This is a genomic window from Brevibacterium sp. BRM-1 (genome assembly GCF_026802075.1).
Lineage (GTDB): Bacteria > Actinomycetota > Actinomycetes > Actinomycetales > Brevibacteriaceae > Brevibacterium > Brevibacterium rongguiense.
The window spans coordinates 1,041,072-1,056,631 of record NZ_CP113788.1 but is presented as its reverse complement, the minus strand read 5'-3'; the positions used below and the strand labels follow the sequence as shown (position 1 = coordinate 1,056,631).

Here is a 15,560-nt window from a genome sequence, read left to right as displayed (position 1 = left end):
GGTGCTGGCCGCCGCGGGGCGGCGCACGGCCGGCCGCAGCCCAGCTCCCGGCCGTGCGCCGCCCCGCGCGTCAGTCCAGGGCGATCTCGCGCTTCTGGATCTTGCCCGTGGCGCCCTTGGGCAGCGCCTCGAGGAACCGGATGATGCGGGGGATCTTGTAGGCCGAGAGGCGCTCGCGGCAGAAAGCCTCGATCTCCGCGGCGGTGAGCTCGACACCCGGCATGGGCGTGATCGCGGCGGCGACGATCTGACCGTAGTGCTCATCCGGCGAGCCGATGACCGCGGCCTCGAGGACGCCCGGGTGCTCGTAGAGGACCTCCTCGATCTCCCGCGGGTAGACGTTGTAGCCGCCGTGGATGATCATCTCCTTGAGACGGTCGACGATCGACAGGTAGCCGTCGGCGTCCTTGCTGCCCAGATCGCCGGTGCGGAACCAGCCGTCGGCGTCGATAGCCTCCGCCGTGGCCTCGGGGCGATTCCAGTAGCCGGCCATGACGATCGAGCCGCGCACGCACACCTCGCCGACCTCGTCCACGTCGGCGTCCGTGCCGTCGAGGGCCACGATCTTCGTCTCGATGTTGGGCAGGTCCGTGCCCACGGTGCCCGGCTTGATGACTCCGTCCCAGCGGTTGAGGGTGGCCTGGGCGGTCGTCTCCGTGAGCCCATAGCCCTCCGCGATCCGCGCGCCGAAGCGCTCCTCGAAGCGGCGCATGAGGCCCACGGCGATCGAGGCGCCGCCGGACAGGGCGAACCGCAGGCTGGAGAAGTCGTACTCGCCCTCCGGGGCATGGGTGATGGCGTTCCACATCGTCGGCACGCCCGCCACCAGCGTCAGCCTGTCGGTGTCCATCACCCTCATGAGCTCCACCGCATCGAAGCGGGGCAGCAGGGTGAGCTGGCCGCCGGCCGCGACGGCGCAGATGAGCACGGACGCCAGGCCGAACACGTGGAACAGGGGCAGGGCGGTGCCGGAGCGGTCGTCCGTCGTCAGGCCCGAGGCCTCGACGCCGTTGCGCCCGGAGTCCAGGAGGTTGCGCACCGTGAGCATGGCGCCCTTGGGCCGCCCGGTCGTGCCCGAGGTGTAGAGCATCGTGGCTACGTGCTCGGCCGGCAGGCGGGCGGGAGAGAGGGCGCCCAGGTCCTCCCGTGCCGCGGCGGCGACGGACTCGGCGCCCACGGTCGTCAGCGCGGCGAACGGGATGCCCGCCTCGCGCGCGGCGGTCTCACCTGCCTCGGCCGTGGCGGGATGGGCGTGGATCGCGCTGGCCCCCGAGTCCGCGATGTAGTAGGCGAGCTCGCGCGGCGTGGACAGCGGGTTGACCGCGACCACCGTGAGGCCCGCGGCCTGGGCCGCGTAGTACTCGATGACGAACTCCGCCGTCGTGGGCGCGATGAGGATTACGCGCTCGCCCTGGGCGTAGAGCGCCGCGAGCTCCCGGGTGCGGGGCGCGATGAGCCCCGTCAGCTGCGCCCAGGTGAGCTCCAGGCGCGGCTCGCTGAGCGGCCCCCGCAGGAAGACCTCGTCCGGCCGGGTGCGCGCGTGCTCGAGCAGGGGGTCGATGAGGTTGTGAGAGCTCTGCTCCACGATGCTCCTTCGGATCATGGGAGTGTCGGCTGCCCGGCGGGCCGCCGCGTCTTCCAATCTGGGCGAACGATTGTTTGGTCTGACTTGAAAACTCCGGTGCGGTCCACTATAGATAGTGGTGAACCCGGTCACAAGAACGGCAAGCGGAAGGCATCGCACGCATGGACATCCGCGGCACGCGCGCCATCGTCACCGGCGGTGCGGGAGGCATCGGCTCGGCCCTCGGGGCGGCCCTGGCCCAGCGCGGGGCGCACGTCGTCCTCGCCGACATCGACCCCGGAGTCGCCGCGGTCGCCGAGGGAATCGGCGCGGGCTCGTTCACCGGCGACACCGCCACGAGCGAGGGCATCGCCGCCCTGCTCGATTCCGCGCGCGAGCAGCTGGGCGGCATCGACGCGTACTTCGCCAACGCCGGCATCATGGGCCCGCGCGGCATCGGCGAGGACGAGGCGGACTGGGACCGCATCTTCGAGACCAACGTCCGCGCCCACATCCGCGCGGCCAAGGCCCTCCTGCCCGAGTGGACGGAGCGCGGCTCGGGCTGCTTCGTCACCACCGCCTCGGCGGCGGGCCTGCTCACCCAGCTGGGCCAGGCCGGCTACTCCGTGACCAAGCACGCAGCCGTCGGCTTCGCCGAATGGCTGTCCATCACCTACGGCGATGCCGGCGTCCAGGTCACGTGCCTGTGCCCGATGGCCGTTGATACCGCCATGCTGCAGGCCGGTGCGCAGGCCGCGGACCCCGTGGACCGCGCGGCGGCCGCCGCCGTGACCTCCGCGGGCGCCGTACTCGCCCCGGCCGAGGTCGCCGAGTGCGTCCTCGCCGCGGTCGAGGCCGGCCAGTTCCTCGCCCTGCCCCACCCCGAGGTGCTCGAGATGTACCGGATGAAGGGCTCCGACTACGACCGCTGGCTGCGCGGCATGCGCCGCTACCAGCGCCAGCTGCTCACCGCTGCCCAGGCCGGCGAGCGCGGCTGAGACCCGACCCGGCGGGGCACGGCAGGGCAGCCGCGCCGCCGCCAGCCCAGCGCCAGCGAAACGAAGGAGTGACAGTGTTCGAAGAATCCGACCGCGCCCGGGACTACCGGGAGCGCCTCGAGGCATTCATGGACGAGTACGTCTACCCGGCCGAGCCCGTCTACGAGGAGCAGATGGCCGCGGCGCCCAGCCCGCACTTCCAGCCGCAGATCCTCGAGGACCTCAAGACCGAGGCGAAGCGCCAGGGCCTGTGGAACCTGTTCCACCCCCACAAGGAATGGGGCCCGGGGCTGACGAACCTCGAATACGCGCCCCTCGCGGAGATCATGGGCCGCTCCATCGAGATCGCCCCGGAGGCCACGAACTGCAACGCCCCGGACACCGGCAACATGGAGGTGCTCACCCTCTACGGCACGGATGAGCACAAGGAGAAGTACCTGCGCCCCCTGCTCGAGGGCGAGATGGCCTCCGCCTTCGCGATGACGGAGCCCGCCGTCGCGTCCTCCGATGCGACGAACATCGAGATGCTCATGAAGCCCGAGGGCGACGAGTACATCCTCGATGGCCGCAAGTGGTTCGCCTCGAACGCCATGCACCCCAACTGCAAGGTCCTCATCGTCATGGGCAAGACGGACCCCAACGCGGAGGTCCACCGCCAGCAGTCCATGATGGTCGTGCCCATCGACGCCCCCGGTGTGACCGTCAAGCGCAACCTGCCGGTCTTCGGCTACGACGACCGCGAGGGCCATGCGGAGATCGTCTTCGACCAGGTCCGCGTGCCCAAGAAGGACGTGCTCAAGGGCGAGGGCGAGGGCTTCGCCATCAGCCAGGCCCGCCTGGGCCCCGGCCGCATCCACCACTGCATGCGCGCCATCGGCGTCGCGGAGCGCGCCCTCGAGCTCATGGTCAAGCGCGCGGAGTCGCGCACGACCTTCGGCGAGCCGCTGTCCTCCCGCGCCAACATCCAGGACTGGATCGCCGAATCGCGCGTCGAGATCGACCAGGCGCGCCTGCTCACCCTCGAGGCCGCTGACATGATGGACAAGCACGGCAACAAGGTCGCCAAGAACGCGATCGCCGCGATCAAGGTCGTGGCCCCCTCGATGGCCCTCAAGGTCCTCGACCGGGCCATCCAGGTCCACGGCGGCGGCGGCGTGACCGACGACTTCCCGCTCGCGCGGTTCTGGGCGCACATGCGCACCCTGCGCCTGGCCGACGGCCCGGACGAGGTGCACAAGCGCTCGATCGCGCGCAACGAGATCAAGAAGCACCGCAAGCAGAAGTGACCCCGCCCCGCACGGGGCGCAGCACCGGCCCCATCCGGGGCAGCGAAGGAGAGAACATGGCACAGCGCACGGCAATCGTCACCGGCGGCGCCCGCGGCATCGGCGCGGCGATCGCGAAGAAGCTGGCCGCCGACGGCATGAGCGTCGCGGTCCTCGACATCCGCGAGGACCAGACGGCCGACGTCGTCGGCGAGATCGAGCAGGCCGGTGGCCGGGCGGTCGGCATCGGCGCGGACATCACCGACCCCGCGGCCGTCGAGGCGGCCGTGGACCGCGTGGCGAGCGAACTGGGCGCGCCCACCGTGCTCGTCAACAACGCCGGCATCATCAAGGACGACATGCTGTTCAAGATGACGCTCGAGGAGTTCAACGCGGTCCTCAACGTCCACCTGTCCGGCAACTTCCTCATGACGAAGGCCTGCCAGAAGCACATGGTGGAGCAGAAGTTCGGCCGCATCATCTCGATGTCGTCGACGTCGGCGCTGGGCAACCGCGGCCAGACGAACTACTCGGCGGCCAAGGCCGGCATCCAGGGCATGACGAAGACCTACGCGATCGAGCTCGGCAAGTTCGGCGTCACCGCGAACGCGATCGCCCCGGGCTTCATCGAGACGGACATGACGAAGGCCACCGCCGAGCGCGTGGGCGTGCCCTTCGAGCAGTTCGTCGAGGCGGCCATCAAGACGATCCCCGTCGCCCGCTCCGGCAAGCCCGAGGACATCGCGAACACCGCGTCCTTCCTGGCCAGCGAGGGTGCCGGGTTCGTCTCGGGGCAGGTCATCTACGTCGCGGGCGGGCCGAAGAATTGAGTCCCGCACCGCAGCGCACCGCCGCCGCCGAGCGCGAGCTCGTCGCGGCGGCGGTCGCCGCGGCCGCCCGGCGGCTCGCGGGCTCCCAGGACGACGCGCAGGTCCGCGCCGTCCTCTACGACGAGGGCCTGGCCTGGGTCGACTTCCCCGCAGGCTGGGGCGGCCTGGGCGTGTCCGCCGGCCTGCGCGCCTTCGCCGCCGAGGCGCTGGCCGCCGCCGGCGTGCCGGTGCCGGACCCGCACGCCAATGCAATCGGCATGGGCATGGCGGCCCCCACGATCGTGGAGTACGGCACGGACGAGCAGAAGGCGCTGCTGGCCCGGATCTACACGCTCGAGACGATCTTCTGCCAGCTGTTCTCCGAGCCCGGCGCCGGCTCCGATCTCGCCGCCGTCGCCACGCGCGCCGTGCGCTCCGGCGACGAGTGGACCGTCAACGGCCAGAAGGTCTGGACCTCCGGGGCGCAGAACGCGGACATGGCCATCCTCGTGGCGCGCACCGACCCCACCGTGCCCAAGCACCGCGGGCTGAGCTACTTCCTCATCGACATGCACCAGCCGGGTGTCGAGACCCGCGGGCTGCGCCAGATCACCGGCGAATCGGAGTTCAACGAGGTCTTCCTCACCGACGCCCGGGTGCCCGATGCCATGCGCCTGGGACCCGAGGGCGCCGGCTGGCAGGTGGCGAACACGACGCTGAACTCCGAGCGCGTCTCGATCGGCGGGGGAGCCGCGCGCGAGGCCGGCATGATCGGCGTCGTGGCCGCGGCCTGGCGCGCCCACCCCGAATACCGCAGCCCGGCGGCCCGTGCCGAGCTCATGGACCTGTGGATCGAGTCCGAGGTCGCGCGCCTCGCCGGTGAGCTCCAGCGCCAGCAGGCGGCCGCCGGCCGGCCCGGCCCGGAGGGGTCCGGGGCGAAGATCTCGTTCGCCCGCAACGCCCAGGCGCTCTCCGCGCTCGATGTGCGGATGCGCGGCGCCGCCTGCCTGCGCTACGACGACTGGGCCGACCGCCGCCCCGAGCACTACTCCATGACCGGCCGCAACCCCGTCTACCGCTACCTGCGGGCGAAGGGGAACTCGATCGAGGGCGGCACCACGGAGATCATCCGCAACATCATCGCCGAACGCGTGCTCGGCCTGCCCGGCGAGCACCGCGTCGACAAGGACATCCCCTTCGAGGACCTGCCGAGATGACGACGACCGACCTGCTGCCCGACGCGGACGAAGAGGCGCTGCGCCAGGCCGTCCGCGCCCTCCTCGCCGACCACTGCGATGCGCCGACCGCGCTGTCGGCCTTCGCCCAGCCCCGCCCGGACTTCGCCGCGCTGCGCGCGGCCCTGCTCGCGGACATGGGGCTGGGGGAGCTGCTCGCCGGCCCGGGCGGACGGGACCCCGCCGGCGCCGCGAGCGCTGCGCCTGCCGAGCCCGAACCCGGCCCGGCGCTGGCCGGCGCCGCGGCCCACGAGCTCGGCCGCGCCGTCGCGCCCGTGCCCTTCCTCACCTTCGCCGTCGCCATGGCAGCGGTCGGGGCGCTGGGCGCCGATGAGCTGGTCGAGCGCCTGGCCGGCGGTGCCGTGGGCATCGTCGCCGCCCCGTTCGACTCCGCCGATCTCGCCGTGACGACCGTCGAGGCCAGCGGCTCGGCCAGCACGGTCTCCGTGACCGGGACGATCACGGCGGTGCCCGACGCCCAGGCCGCCGACGTCCTGGTGGTCCCGGCCCGCTGCGGGGAGGACTTCGTGCTCGTCGCAGTCGAGGCCGCCGCCGCGCGCATCGAGGGCTTCCCCAGCCTCGACGAGACGCGCCCGCTGGCGGATGTGTCCTTCGACGGCGCGGCGGGCGCGGTCCTGGGCACCGGCGACGCCGCCGGCGAGGCGTGCGAGGCCGCCCGCCTCCTGGGCCTTGCGCTGCTGGCCTGCGAGTGCGCGGGCCTGGCCGAGCGCGTCCTCGAGATCGGGCTCGACTACATCCGGCAGCGCCGGCAGTTCGGCCGCACGCTGGGCTCGTTCCAGGCGCTCAAGCACCGCGCGGCCGATGCGTGGATCGCCGTCATGCAGCTGCGCGCCGCGGCGCTCGCCGCCGTGCGCTCGCTGTCCGCGGCCCCCGCCGTGCCCGCCGGGGGCGAGCCCGGTGCCGGTGAAACGGAGGCCGGCGATAGGGCTGCCGATGATCCGGCCGCCGAACACGCCGATGCCGCGATCGCGGTCCTCACCGCGGCGGCCTACGGTAAGAAGGTCGCCGTCCACGTCGCCGAGGAGATGCTCCAGTTCCACGGCGGCAACGGCATGACCTGGGAGTACCCCATCCACCTGTACCTCAAGCGCGCGAAGGCCGACGAGCTGCTGCTGGGCAGCCGCGAGGCCCTCGAGCGCGAACTGGCCACCATCATCGACATCGAGGAATGACATGACCGACGCAGTGATCGTCTCCACCGCCCGCACGCCCATCGGCAAGGCCTACCGCGGGGCCTTCAACAACACACAGTCCCAGGAGCTCGCCGGCCACGCGATCCGCCACGCGGTCAAGCGCGCCGGGATCGAGGGCTCCGAGGTCGAGGACGTCATCCTGGGCGCCGCGCTCCAGCAGGGCGCGCAGGGCGGCAACATCGGCCGCCAGGCGGCCGTCCGCGCCGAGCTGGGCGTCGAGGTGCCCGGCATGAGCGTCGACCGTCAGTGCGCCTCGGGCCTCATGGCGATCGCGACGGCCGCCAAGCAGATCATCGTCGACGGCCAGACGATCGCCGTGGGCGGCGGCGTCGAGTCGATCTCGCTCGTCCAGAACGACAAGATGAACAGCTACCGCGCCGCGGACCCGTGGTTCAAGGAGCACGAGCCGGACATGTACATGCCCATGCTCCAGACCGCGGAGATCGTCGCCGAGCGCTACGGCATCAGCCGCGAGGCGCAGGACGAGTACGCCTACCAGTCGCAGATGCGCACCGCCGCCGCCCAGGAGGCCGGCCGGTTCGATGCGGAGATCGTGCCGCTGCCCACCACCAAGCTCGTCCAGGACAAGGAGACCGGGAAGGTCTCCGAGGTCGAGGTGACCCTGGAGAAGGACGAGGGCAACCGGCCGCAGACCACCCTCGAGGGCCTGCAGAGCCTCCAGCCGGTCGTCGAGCCCGGCCTCGTGACGAAGGACGTGACGATCACGGCGGGCAACGCCTCCCAGCTGTCCGATGGCGCCTCGGCCTGCGTGCTCATGGCCGACGACGAGGCCAGCCGGCGCGGGCTCGAGCCGCTGGGCGTCTACCGTGGCATGGCCGTGGCCGGCGTCAAGCCCGACGAGATGGGCATCGGCCCGGTCTACGCCGTGCCCAAGCTGCTCAAGCGCCACGGCCTGACGGTCGACGACATCGGCCTGTGGGAGCTCAACGAGGCCTTCGCCTCCCAGACGCTCTACTGCCGCGACACCCTGGGCATCGACCCGGAGAAGTACAACGTCGACGGCGGCGGGATCTCGATCGGCCACCCCTACGGCATGTCCGGCGCCCGCCTGACCGGCCACGCGCTCATCGAGGGCAAGCGCCGCGGCGTCAAGTACGTCGTCGTGACGATGTGCATCGGCGGCGGCCAGGGCGCCGCCGGCCTCTTCGAGGTCCTCTGAGCCCCGCCCTGCGCCCCTGAGGGCGCTCACCGCCGCCGAGGCGCGGGTCAGCGCCCGCGCCTCGGCGGCGGTGCCGGGGCACGGGCGCCCGCCCGCCCCGGCGTCGGGCCGCCCGGCCCCCGCGGCACCCGAAGCCCAGCAGCACCCGCAGTACCCGCACGGCCCGCAGCACCCGCACAGCTGATCAACGACGACAGTGAGGAAGCGCCCATGAGCTGGTTCGACGACAGGCCCTGGCTGCAGACGCTCGAGCAGAGCCCGGACAGCCTGCGCGAGATCCCGGAATCCACGATGCCCGCGCTCTTCGACGAGACGGTGCGCAACCACCCCGAGGCCGCGGCGCTCGCGTACTTCGGCTACCGGCCCACCTTCGCGCAGGTCGACGAGATGGCCGAGGCGCTGGCGGCCTACCTGGCCGCGCAGGGCTTCGGGGAGGGCGACCGGCTGGGCATCTACCTGCAGAACGTCCCGCACTACATGATCGCCGTGTTCGCGGTGTGGAAGCTCGGCGGGATCGTCGTCCCGCTCAATCCCATGTACCGCGATGAGCTCGACCACGTCTTCGCGGACGCGAACGTCACCGCCCTCGTCGTCTCCGCCGCCGCGTGGAACGACCGGGTCCGCCCTCACGGCGAGCACCTGCCCATCGTCCTCACCTGCGGGGAGCGCGACTTCGCGGTGGAGCAGCCGGAGGCGGTGTTCGGCCCGGCAGGCGCCGAGGCGGGGGCGGACACGGGGCGCCAGGACTTCCTCGCAGCGCTCGAGGCCCACCGCGGGCAGCGCGTGCCCCACCGCGAGACGAGCCCGGACGACCCGGGCATCATCGGCTACACGTCCGGGACCTCGGGCCGTTCGAAGGGCGCCCTCGTGCTCCAGCGGGGCCTCGCCGCGAACGCGCAGATGCTCAAGGTGCTGCGCGGTTACGGGCCGGACTCCGCGATCTTCGCGCTCGCTCCCGTCTTCCACATCACGGGCTTCGTGTGCCTGTTCCTCGCGGCGGTCGCCGCCGGCGCCCGGCTCGTGCTCAACGGCCGCTTCGAGCCGGCCACCGCGCTCGCGCTCTTCCGCACGGAGCGGCCCACCTACATGGCCGGCCCGGCCACCGCCTACCTCGCGCTGCTCGCCCACCCGGACTTCCAGGGCGACGAGTTCGACTCGTTCGACGAGATCATGTCCGGCGGGGCGCCGCTGCCCGAGGGCGTCGTGCGCCGCTTCGAGGACCGCACGGGCTACTACATCGGCCAGGGCTACGGGCTCACGGAGACCACCGCCCAGTGCATCGTGGTCCCGCGCGGGCTGCGCGCACCCGTCGACCCGGACTCCGGCAACCTGTCCTGCGGGCTGCCGCTGGCCTCCACCGTCGTGCGCGTCCTCGACGACGAGGGCGCCCCGGTGGGCCCCGGCGAGGTGGGTGAGATCTGCGTGCGCGGCCCCATGGTGGTCCGCGAGTACATCAACAACCCCGAGGCCACGGCGCGGGAGATCCCGGACGGAGAGCTGCACACGGGCGACGTGGGGTTCATGGACGCGGACGGCTGGGTCTTCATCGTCGACCGCAAGAAGGACATGATCAACGCCTCGGGCTACAAGGTCTGGCCGCGCGAGGTCGAGGACGTCCTCTTCACCCACCCGGCGGTCCAGGAGGCCGCGGTCGTGGGGGTGCCCGACGACTACCGCGGCGAGTCCGTCGCGGCCTTCGTCACCCTCCACCGCGGCGCGCAGGCCACGGAGCGGGAGATCATCGACTACTGCCGCGAGCACTTGGCGAGCTACAAGGCCCCGCGGACCGTGACGTTCATCGACGAGCTGCCCAAGACCGCCTCGGGCAAGGTGCTGCGGCGCGAGATCCGCGCCGACGCCGCCGAGTCCGCGGACGCAGCGGAGCCGGTCGACGCCGCCGAATCCGCTCCGGGGGCGGGCGCATGAGCGGGCGCAGCGCGGCCTGGGACGCCGCCGCGGCCGAGCTCGAGGGCCTGCGCGACCTCTGGCCCGCCGATGTGCCACAGGCGCTCGACCCCGCCGCGTGGGCCGGCACGCTGGGCGATCGCCTGGACCGCTGGGCCCGCGAGCGCCCGGAGACCACCGCGATCCACTTCTACGGCGCGGACACGACGTATGCCGAGCTCGAGCGCCAGGTCGCGGCCTGTGCGGGCTGGCTGGCCGCGCGCGGCGTGCGTCCGGGCGACCGGGTGGGCGTCTACCTGGCCAACTGCCCGCAGTTCATCGTCGCGTTCCTCGCCATCCTGCGCCTGCGCGCGGTGCACGTGCCGGTCAACCCCATGTTCAAGGCCGCCGAGCTCGCCCACGAGCTCGACGATGCCCGGCCCCGCGCGCTGCTCGCGCAGGCGGAGTTCCGGCCCGTCGTGCAGGCCGCGGCCGCGGAGCTCGGACTGCGCCTCGAGGACGCACAGGGCGCCCCGGCCGGAGATGCGGGCGCGGCCGGGGATGCCGCGCAGGCCCAGGGGACCCAGGCCCGGGATGCCGCGCAGCCCTCCGAACCGCTGTGCGTGGGCTACACCCAGCTGGGCGATGCGCTGCCCGGGCCCGCGGTGCCCGCGGCGCCGTTCGGCCCCGCCGACCCCGCGCTGGGCTCGGACTGGGCGGCCATCCTCGCCAGCCCTCCCGCCCCGGCGGCGCAGGCGGATCCGGACGCGCTCGCGGCGCTCAACTACACGGGCGGCACCACGGGCCTGCCCAAGGGCTGCGAGCACACGCAGGCCCACATGCTCTACACCGCCGTGAGCTCGCTGGCCGGCATGGGCCTGCAGCCCGGGGCCGGGGGCCAGAGCGTCCTGGGGTTCCTGCCGATCTTCTGGATCGCCGGCGAGGACTTCTGCATCCTCAACCCGATCGTGGACGGCTCGACCCTCGTCCTCATGACGCGCTGGCACCCCGAGGCGGCGCTCGCGCTCATCGAATCCCAGGCAGTCACGACCACCGTGGCGATGGCCGACAACTACGTCGAGCTCATGGAGCTGCCGGGCTTCGCCGCGGCGCGCACCGACTCCCTGGCCGAGTGCATGGCCATCTCGTTCGTGCGCAAGCTCGACCCCCAGCTGCGCGCGCAGTGGCGGGCGGCCACGGGCACCGTGCTCCACGAGGCCTCGTTCGGCATGACGGAGACCCACACGGCGGACACGACGACGCACGGCCTGGACGCGGACGACCAGGACCTGCGCGCCGAGCCCATCTACTGCGGCTACCCCGTCCCCGGCACGCGGATCCTCGTCGTCGACGACGACCTGGTCCCCGTGCCGGCCGGGACGCCCGGGCAGATCATCGAGTCCTCGCCCTCCGTGCTCACCCGCTACTTCAACCGGCCGGAGGCCACCGCGCAGCAGCTCGTGGACGGCTGGCTGCTCACGGGCGACACCGGCCGCTTCGACGAGCACGGCGCCCTCACCTACCTCAGCCGCACGAAGGAGATGATCAAGGTCAGCGGCATGAGCGTCTTCCCGGCCGAGGTCGAGTCCCTCTTCAAGGACCATCCCGACATCGTGCGCATCGCCGTGGCCCCGCGCGAGGACGCGGCGGCGGGCCAGATCCCGGTCGCCTTCATCGAGGCCGCACCCGGGTCGACGACGAGCGCGGAGCAGTTCCGCGCGTGGGCGGCGCAGCGCATGGCGGTCTACAAGGTGCCCGAGGTCCACCTCGTCGACGCGATGCCCATGACCGCGACCGGCAAGATCCGCAAGGTCGAGCTCATCGCGGGCCTCGAGGAGGCGGAGGGCGCATGAGCACGGTCCTCGTCGCCAACCGCGGCGAGATCGCCGTGCGCGTCATCGCGACCGCCCAGGCCCTGGGCCACCGCGCCGTCGCGGTCCATTCCGCCGACGACGCCACGAGCCTGCACGTGAGCGCGGCGGACCTCGCCATCGAGCTGCCGGGCACCGGCCCCGCGGCCTACCTCGACATCGCCGCGCTGACCGCCGCGATCGAGGAAGCCGGCGCAGACATCGTCCACCCCGGCTACGGCTTCCTCGCCGAGTCCGCCGCGTTCGCCCGCGCGTGCGCCGCCGCCGGGGCCGCGTTCGCCGGGCCCTCCCCGGAGGCGCTCGAAGCAACCGGGGACAAGGCGCGCACCGCGGCGCTCGCCCGCGAGCTCGGGATCCCCCTGGGCGCCTCGACTCCGGTGCTCGACGGCGCGGACGGCGCCCGCGAGCTGCTGGCGGCATCCCCGCAGGGCATCGCGCTCAAGGCCGTGGCCGGCGGCGGGGGCCGCGGCATCGCCGTCGTGACGGAGCCCGGGGAGCTCGAGGCCGCGTTCGCCCGCTGCGCCGCCGAGGCGCGCGCCGGGTTCGGCGACGACCGCGTCTTCGCGGAGGAGTGGTTCGCCGGCGCCCGGCACATCGAGGTGCAGTGCGCGGGCCTGGGCGATGGCCGCGTCGTCGCCGTGGGCGACCGCGACTGCTCCCTGCAGCGCCGGCGCCAGAAGGTCATCGAGATCGCGCCCGCACCGGGGCTCGACCCGGGCCTGCGCGCGCGGCTGTGGGAGGCCGCCGAACGGCTGCTCGCCGCCCTCGACTACGCCTCGCTGGCCACCGTCGAATTCCTCGTCGCGGGCGACCGGTGGGTGCTGCTCGAGGTCAACCCGCGCATCCAGGTCGAGCACACCGTCACGGAGGAGGTCACGGGCCTCGACCTCGTGGCCGTGCAGCTCGCGCTCGCCTCCGGGGAGCCCGTGGACCTGCCGCGCGGTGATCCCGGGGGCGTGCCGGGCCGCTTCGCCGTCGAGGCGCGCGTGGGCGCCGAGGCGCTGCGCGCCGATGGGGCCGTGGAGCCGGCCGTGGGCCGCGTCGAGGGCCTCGAGCTGCCGTTCGGGCCGGGGGTGCGCGTGGACTCGTGGCTGCGCCCGGGCACGCAGGTGGGCGCCCTCTACGACTCGCTGCTGGCCAAGGTCACGGTGAGCGGGGCGGATCTCGCCGGGGCCGTGCGCGCTCTGACCGGGGCACTCGCCCGCACGCGGATCCGCGGGGTCGACACGACGCTGCCGCTCCTGCGGGCCATCCTCGCGGCGGGCCTGGCGGGGGAGGCCACGACCACCGCGCTGGACGAGCGGCTGGGCGAACTGCTCGAGGCCGCGGCGGGGATCGCCGCGGACGCGGAACCGGGAGACCGGGGGCGTCCGGATGGAGAGCCGGGTGGCGCCTCGGGCCCGGGTCCGGACGGTCAACCGGCCAGTGCCTCGGGCGCGGGTGGGAGCGGGGAACCGGAGTCGGGTGCGGCACTGCCGGAGCCTGGGCCGGGCGAGGAGTATGTCCGCGCGCCGCTGACCGGCACCGTCATCGCCCTCGGCGAGGGCAGCGAGCTCGCGGTCATCGAGGCGATGAAGATGCACCACCCGGTCACCGCGCCGCCCCACGCACGGGCGCGCGCGCTCGTCGCGGTGGGCCAGACGGTCCGCGCGGGCGAGCCCCTGTTCCTCATCGAGACGGCCGAACCGGGCGCCGGCGCGGTAGACGCGGAGGCGGCCGCGGAGCATCCCGGCATCGCCGAGGCGCGCGAGCGCCACGCGGGCACGGGCGACGAGGCGCGCCCCGAGGCGGTGGCGAAGGTCCACGCCCGCGGCCGGCGCACGGCGCGGGAAAACCTCGCCGACCTCGTCGTCGCGGGCACGTTCGTCGAATACGGCCCGCTGGCCATCGCCGCGCAGCGGGCCCGGCGCAGCCGCGCCGACCTCATCGCCCGCACCCCGGGCGATGGCCTGGTGGGCGGGATCGGGCGGATCGCAACGCCGGCCGGCGAGGTCGAGGCGGTCGTCATGAGCTACGACTACATGGTGCTCGCCGGCACGCAGGGCGCCCGGAACCACGCGAAGACGGACCGGCTCATCCACGTGGCCCGGGAGCGCGGGCTGCCCATCGTCCTCTTCGCCGAGGGCGGGGGCGGGCGGCCCGGGGACACGGACATCCCGCCCGGTGCGCAGCTCGACGTCACGACGTTCGCCGCGCTCGCCGGGCTGCGCGGGCGCGTGCCGCTCGTCGCGATCGTCTCCGGCCGGTGCTTCGCCGGCAACGCGGCCCTGGCGGGGGTGTGCGATGTCATCATCGCCACGGAAGACGCGAACATCGGCATGGGCGGGCCGGCGATGATCGAGGGCGGCGGGCTGGGGCGCTTCGCCCCCGAGGACGTGGGCCCGGCCGCTCTGCACGCCCGCACGGGCGCCATCGACGTGCTCGCCGCCGACGATGCCGCGGCCGTCGCCCGGGCCAGGGAGTACCTGGGCTTCGCCGCCGGGGGGAGGGCCGCCGAGGGGAGTGCACCGAACCGCGGTGCTGTCGATGGCGGTGCTGCTGGGGCCGGCGCCCCTGCGGCTGGGACGCGGGAGGCTGAGGCGCTGGAAAGCGAGGGGCCAGCAGCCGGGGCGCCCGAAGCCGGGGACGCCGGGGCCGCGGATTGCCAGGGGGCGCGCCCCGATCCGCGCACCCTTGTGCCCGCCGACCGGCTGCGGGCCTTCGACATGCGCGAGCTCATCGCGGCGGTGGCCGACCCGGCCACCGTGTTCGAGCTGCGCGCGGACCATGCGGACGGCGCGATCGTGGGCTTCGCCCGCGTTCAGGGGCGGCCGTTCGGGTTCATCGCGAACGCCAACCGCCACCAGGGCGGAGCGATCGACGTGGATGCCGCGCGGTCCTTCACCGCGCATCTGCGGCTCGTACAGGCGCTGGGCCTGCCGCTCGTGAGCTTCGTCGACACCCCGGGGTTCATGGTGGGGCCGCAGGCGGAGGAGGAGCCGGGCGTGCGGGTGTTCGGCGAGCTGTTCGCCGCCGGGGCCGCGCTCACGGTGCCCGTGGGCGCGATCATCGTGCGCAAGGCCTACGGCCTGGGTGCCATGGCGATGACGGCCGGGCACCTGCGCGCCACGCAATTCACGGTGGCCTGGCCCAGCGGCGAGATGGGGCCCATGGGCCTCGAGGGCGCCGTGCGCCTGGGCTTCGCCAAGGAGCTTGCGGCCATCGCCGATGCCGACGAGCGCGAGGCCGCGTTCCGGGAGCGCCTCGACGCGCTCTACGAGCAGGGCCGGGCCATGAGCGCGGCCGAGGTCTTCGACGTCGACGACGTCATCGACCCCGCCGACACCGCGCGCTGGATCGCGACGCTGGGCTAGGCCCAACCGCCGACGCCCTCCGTGCCGCGACCCGGCGTTGGCGCAGCGGACCGGGGCGCGCCTCGGGAGCGGGCTGGTTGCGCGCACGGGGAGCGGCGCGGCTGCGCACCTTGAGAGAACGGGCAGCTGTGCACCGGACGCGGGGTGGCTGCGCACTTCGGCAGAGCGGGCAGTTGTGCACCGGGAG

The 15,560-nt window shown here is 73.5% G+C and carries 10 protein-coding genes; 9 read left to right on the top strand and 1 reads right to left on the bottom strand.

Annotated elements, in window-relative coordinates; translation table 11 throughout:
• Nucleotides 1–70: 70 nt before the first annotated feature.
• On the bottom strand, nt 71–1,585 hold the full coding sequence (locus BRM1_RS04590; protein WP_268528761.1) for an AMP-binding protein: 1,515 nt from the start codon (nt 1,583–1,585) through the stop codon (nt 71–73).
• A gap of 161 nt (nt 1,586–1,746) precedes the next feature.
• On the opposite strand from BRM1_RS04590, the gene BRM1_RS04585 reads away from it, so the two are divergent.
• The 9 genes from BRM1_RS04585 (at nt 1,747) to BRM1_RS04545 (ending at nt 15,373) form a co-directional block, all read left to right on the top strand.
• Nucleotides 1,747–2,562 carry an SDR family oxidoreductase gene (locus BRM1_RS04585; protein WP_268528759.1) on the top strand — a complete coding sequence of 272 codons (816 nt, stop codon included), beginning with the start codon at nt 1,747–1,749 and terminating at the stop codon, nt 2,560–2,562.
• A 74-nt stretch (nt 2,563–2,636) separates the two neighbouring features.
• On the top strand, nt 2,637–3,848 hold the full coding sequence (locus BRM1_RS04580) for an acyl-CoA dehydrogenase family protein (RefSeq protein ID WP_268528757.1): 1,212 nt from the start codon (nt 2,637–2,639) through the stop codon (nt 3,846–3,848).
• Between the two features lie 56 nt (nt 3,849–3,904).
• A complete protein-coding gene (gene fabG / locus BRM1_RS04575; RefSeq protein ID WP_160953047.1) occupies nt 3,905–4,657 on the top strand; it encodes a 3-oxoacyl-ACP reductase FabG in 753 nt (250 codons plus the stop codon).
• A complete protein-coding gene (locus BRM1_RS04570) occupies nt 4,654–5,853 on the top strand; it encodes an acyl-CoA dehydrogenase family protein (protein ID WP_268528754.1) in 1,200 nt (399 codons plus the stop codon). The genes fabG and BRM1_RS04570 overlap by 4 nt, the downstream gene beginning before the upstream one ends.
• Entirely contained in the window at nt 5,850–7,064 is a 1,215-nt protein-coding gene (locus BRM1_RS04565; RefSeq protein ID WP_268528752.1) for an acyl-CoA dehydrogenase, read from the top strand. The genes BRM1_RS04570 and BRM1_RS04565 overlap by 4 nt, the downstream gene beginning before the upstream one ends.
• 1 nt (nt 7,065) lies before the next feature.
• Complete coding sequence (locus BRM1_RS04560) at nt 7,066–8,265, top strand: acetyl-CoA C-acyltransferase (RefSeq protein ID WP_160953050.1); 1,200 nt, start codon at nt 7,066–7,068, stop codon at nt 8,263–8,265.
• Nucleotides 8,266–8,475: 210 nt separating this feature from the next.
• On the top strand, nt 8,476–10,191 hold the full coding sequence (locus tag BRM1_RS04555) for a class I adenylate-forming enzyme family protein (protein ID WP_268528748.1): 1,716 nt from the start codon (nt 8,476–8,478) through the stop codon (nt 10,189–10,191).
• Nucleotides 10,188–12,002, top strand: a complete 1,815-nt coding sequence (locus BRM1_RS04550; protein WP_268528744.1) for an AMP-binding protein — start codon at nt 10,188–10,190, stop codon at nt 12,000–12,002. The genes BRM1_RS04555 and BRM1_RS04550 overlap by 4 nt, the downstream gene beginning before the upstream one ends.
• Nucleotides 11,999–15,373 (top strand): acetyl-CoA carboxylase family protein, encoded by a 3,375-nt coding sequence (locus BRM1_RS04545; RefSeq protein WP_268528741.1) that lies wholly within the window; start codon nt 11,999–12,001, stop codon nt 15,371–15,373. The genes BRM1_RS04550 and BRM1_RS04545 overlap by 4 nt, the downstream gene beginning before the upstream one ends.
• Nucleotides 15,374–15,560: the final 187 nt, after the last annotated feature.

Bases quoted from the DNA above. Each gene is read 5' to 3' on its own strand.
- BRM1_RS04560 (WP_160953050.1), top strand. From the start codon at position 7,066: ATGACCGACGCAGTGATCGTCTCCACCGCCCGCACGCCCATCGGCAAG.
- BRM1_RS04585 (WP_268528759.1), top strand. From the start codon at position 1,747: ATGGACATCCGCGGCACGCGCGCCATCGTCACCGGCGGTGCGGGAGGC.
- BRM1_RS04555 (WP_268528748.1), top strand. From the start codon at position 8,476: ATGAGCTGGTTCGACGACAGGCCCTGGCTGCAGACGCTCGAGCAGAGC.
- fabG (WP_160953047.1), top strand. From the start codon at position 3,905: ATGGCACAGCGCACGGCAATCGTCACCGGCGGCGCCCGCGGCATCGGC.
- BRM1_RS04565 (WP_268528752.1), top strand. From the start codon at position 5,850: ATGACGACGACCGACCTGCTGCCCGACGCGGACGAAGAGGCGCTGCGC.
- BRM1_RS04550 (WP_268528744.1), top strand. From the start codon at position 10,188: ATGAGCGGGCGCAGCGCGGCCTGGGACGCCGCCGCGGCCGAGCTCGAG.
- BRM1_RS04545 (WP_268528741.1), top strand. From the start codon at position 11,999: ATGAGCACGGTCCTCGTCGCCAACCGCGGCGAGATCGCCGTGCGCGTC.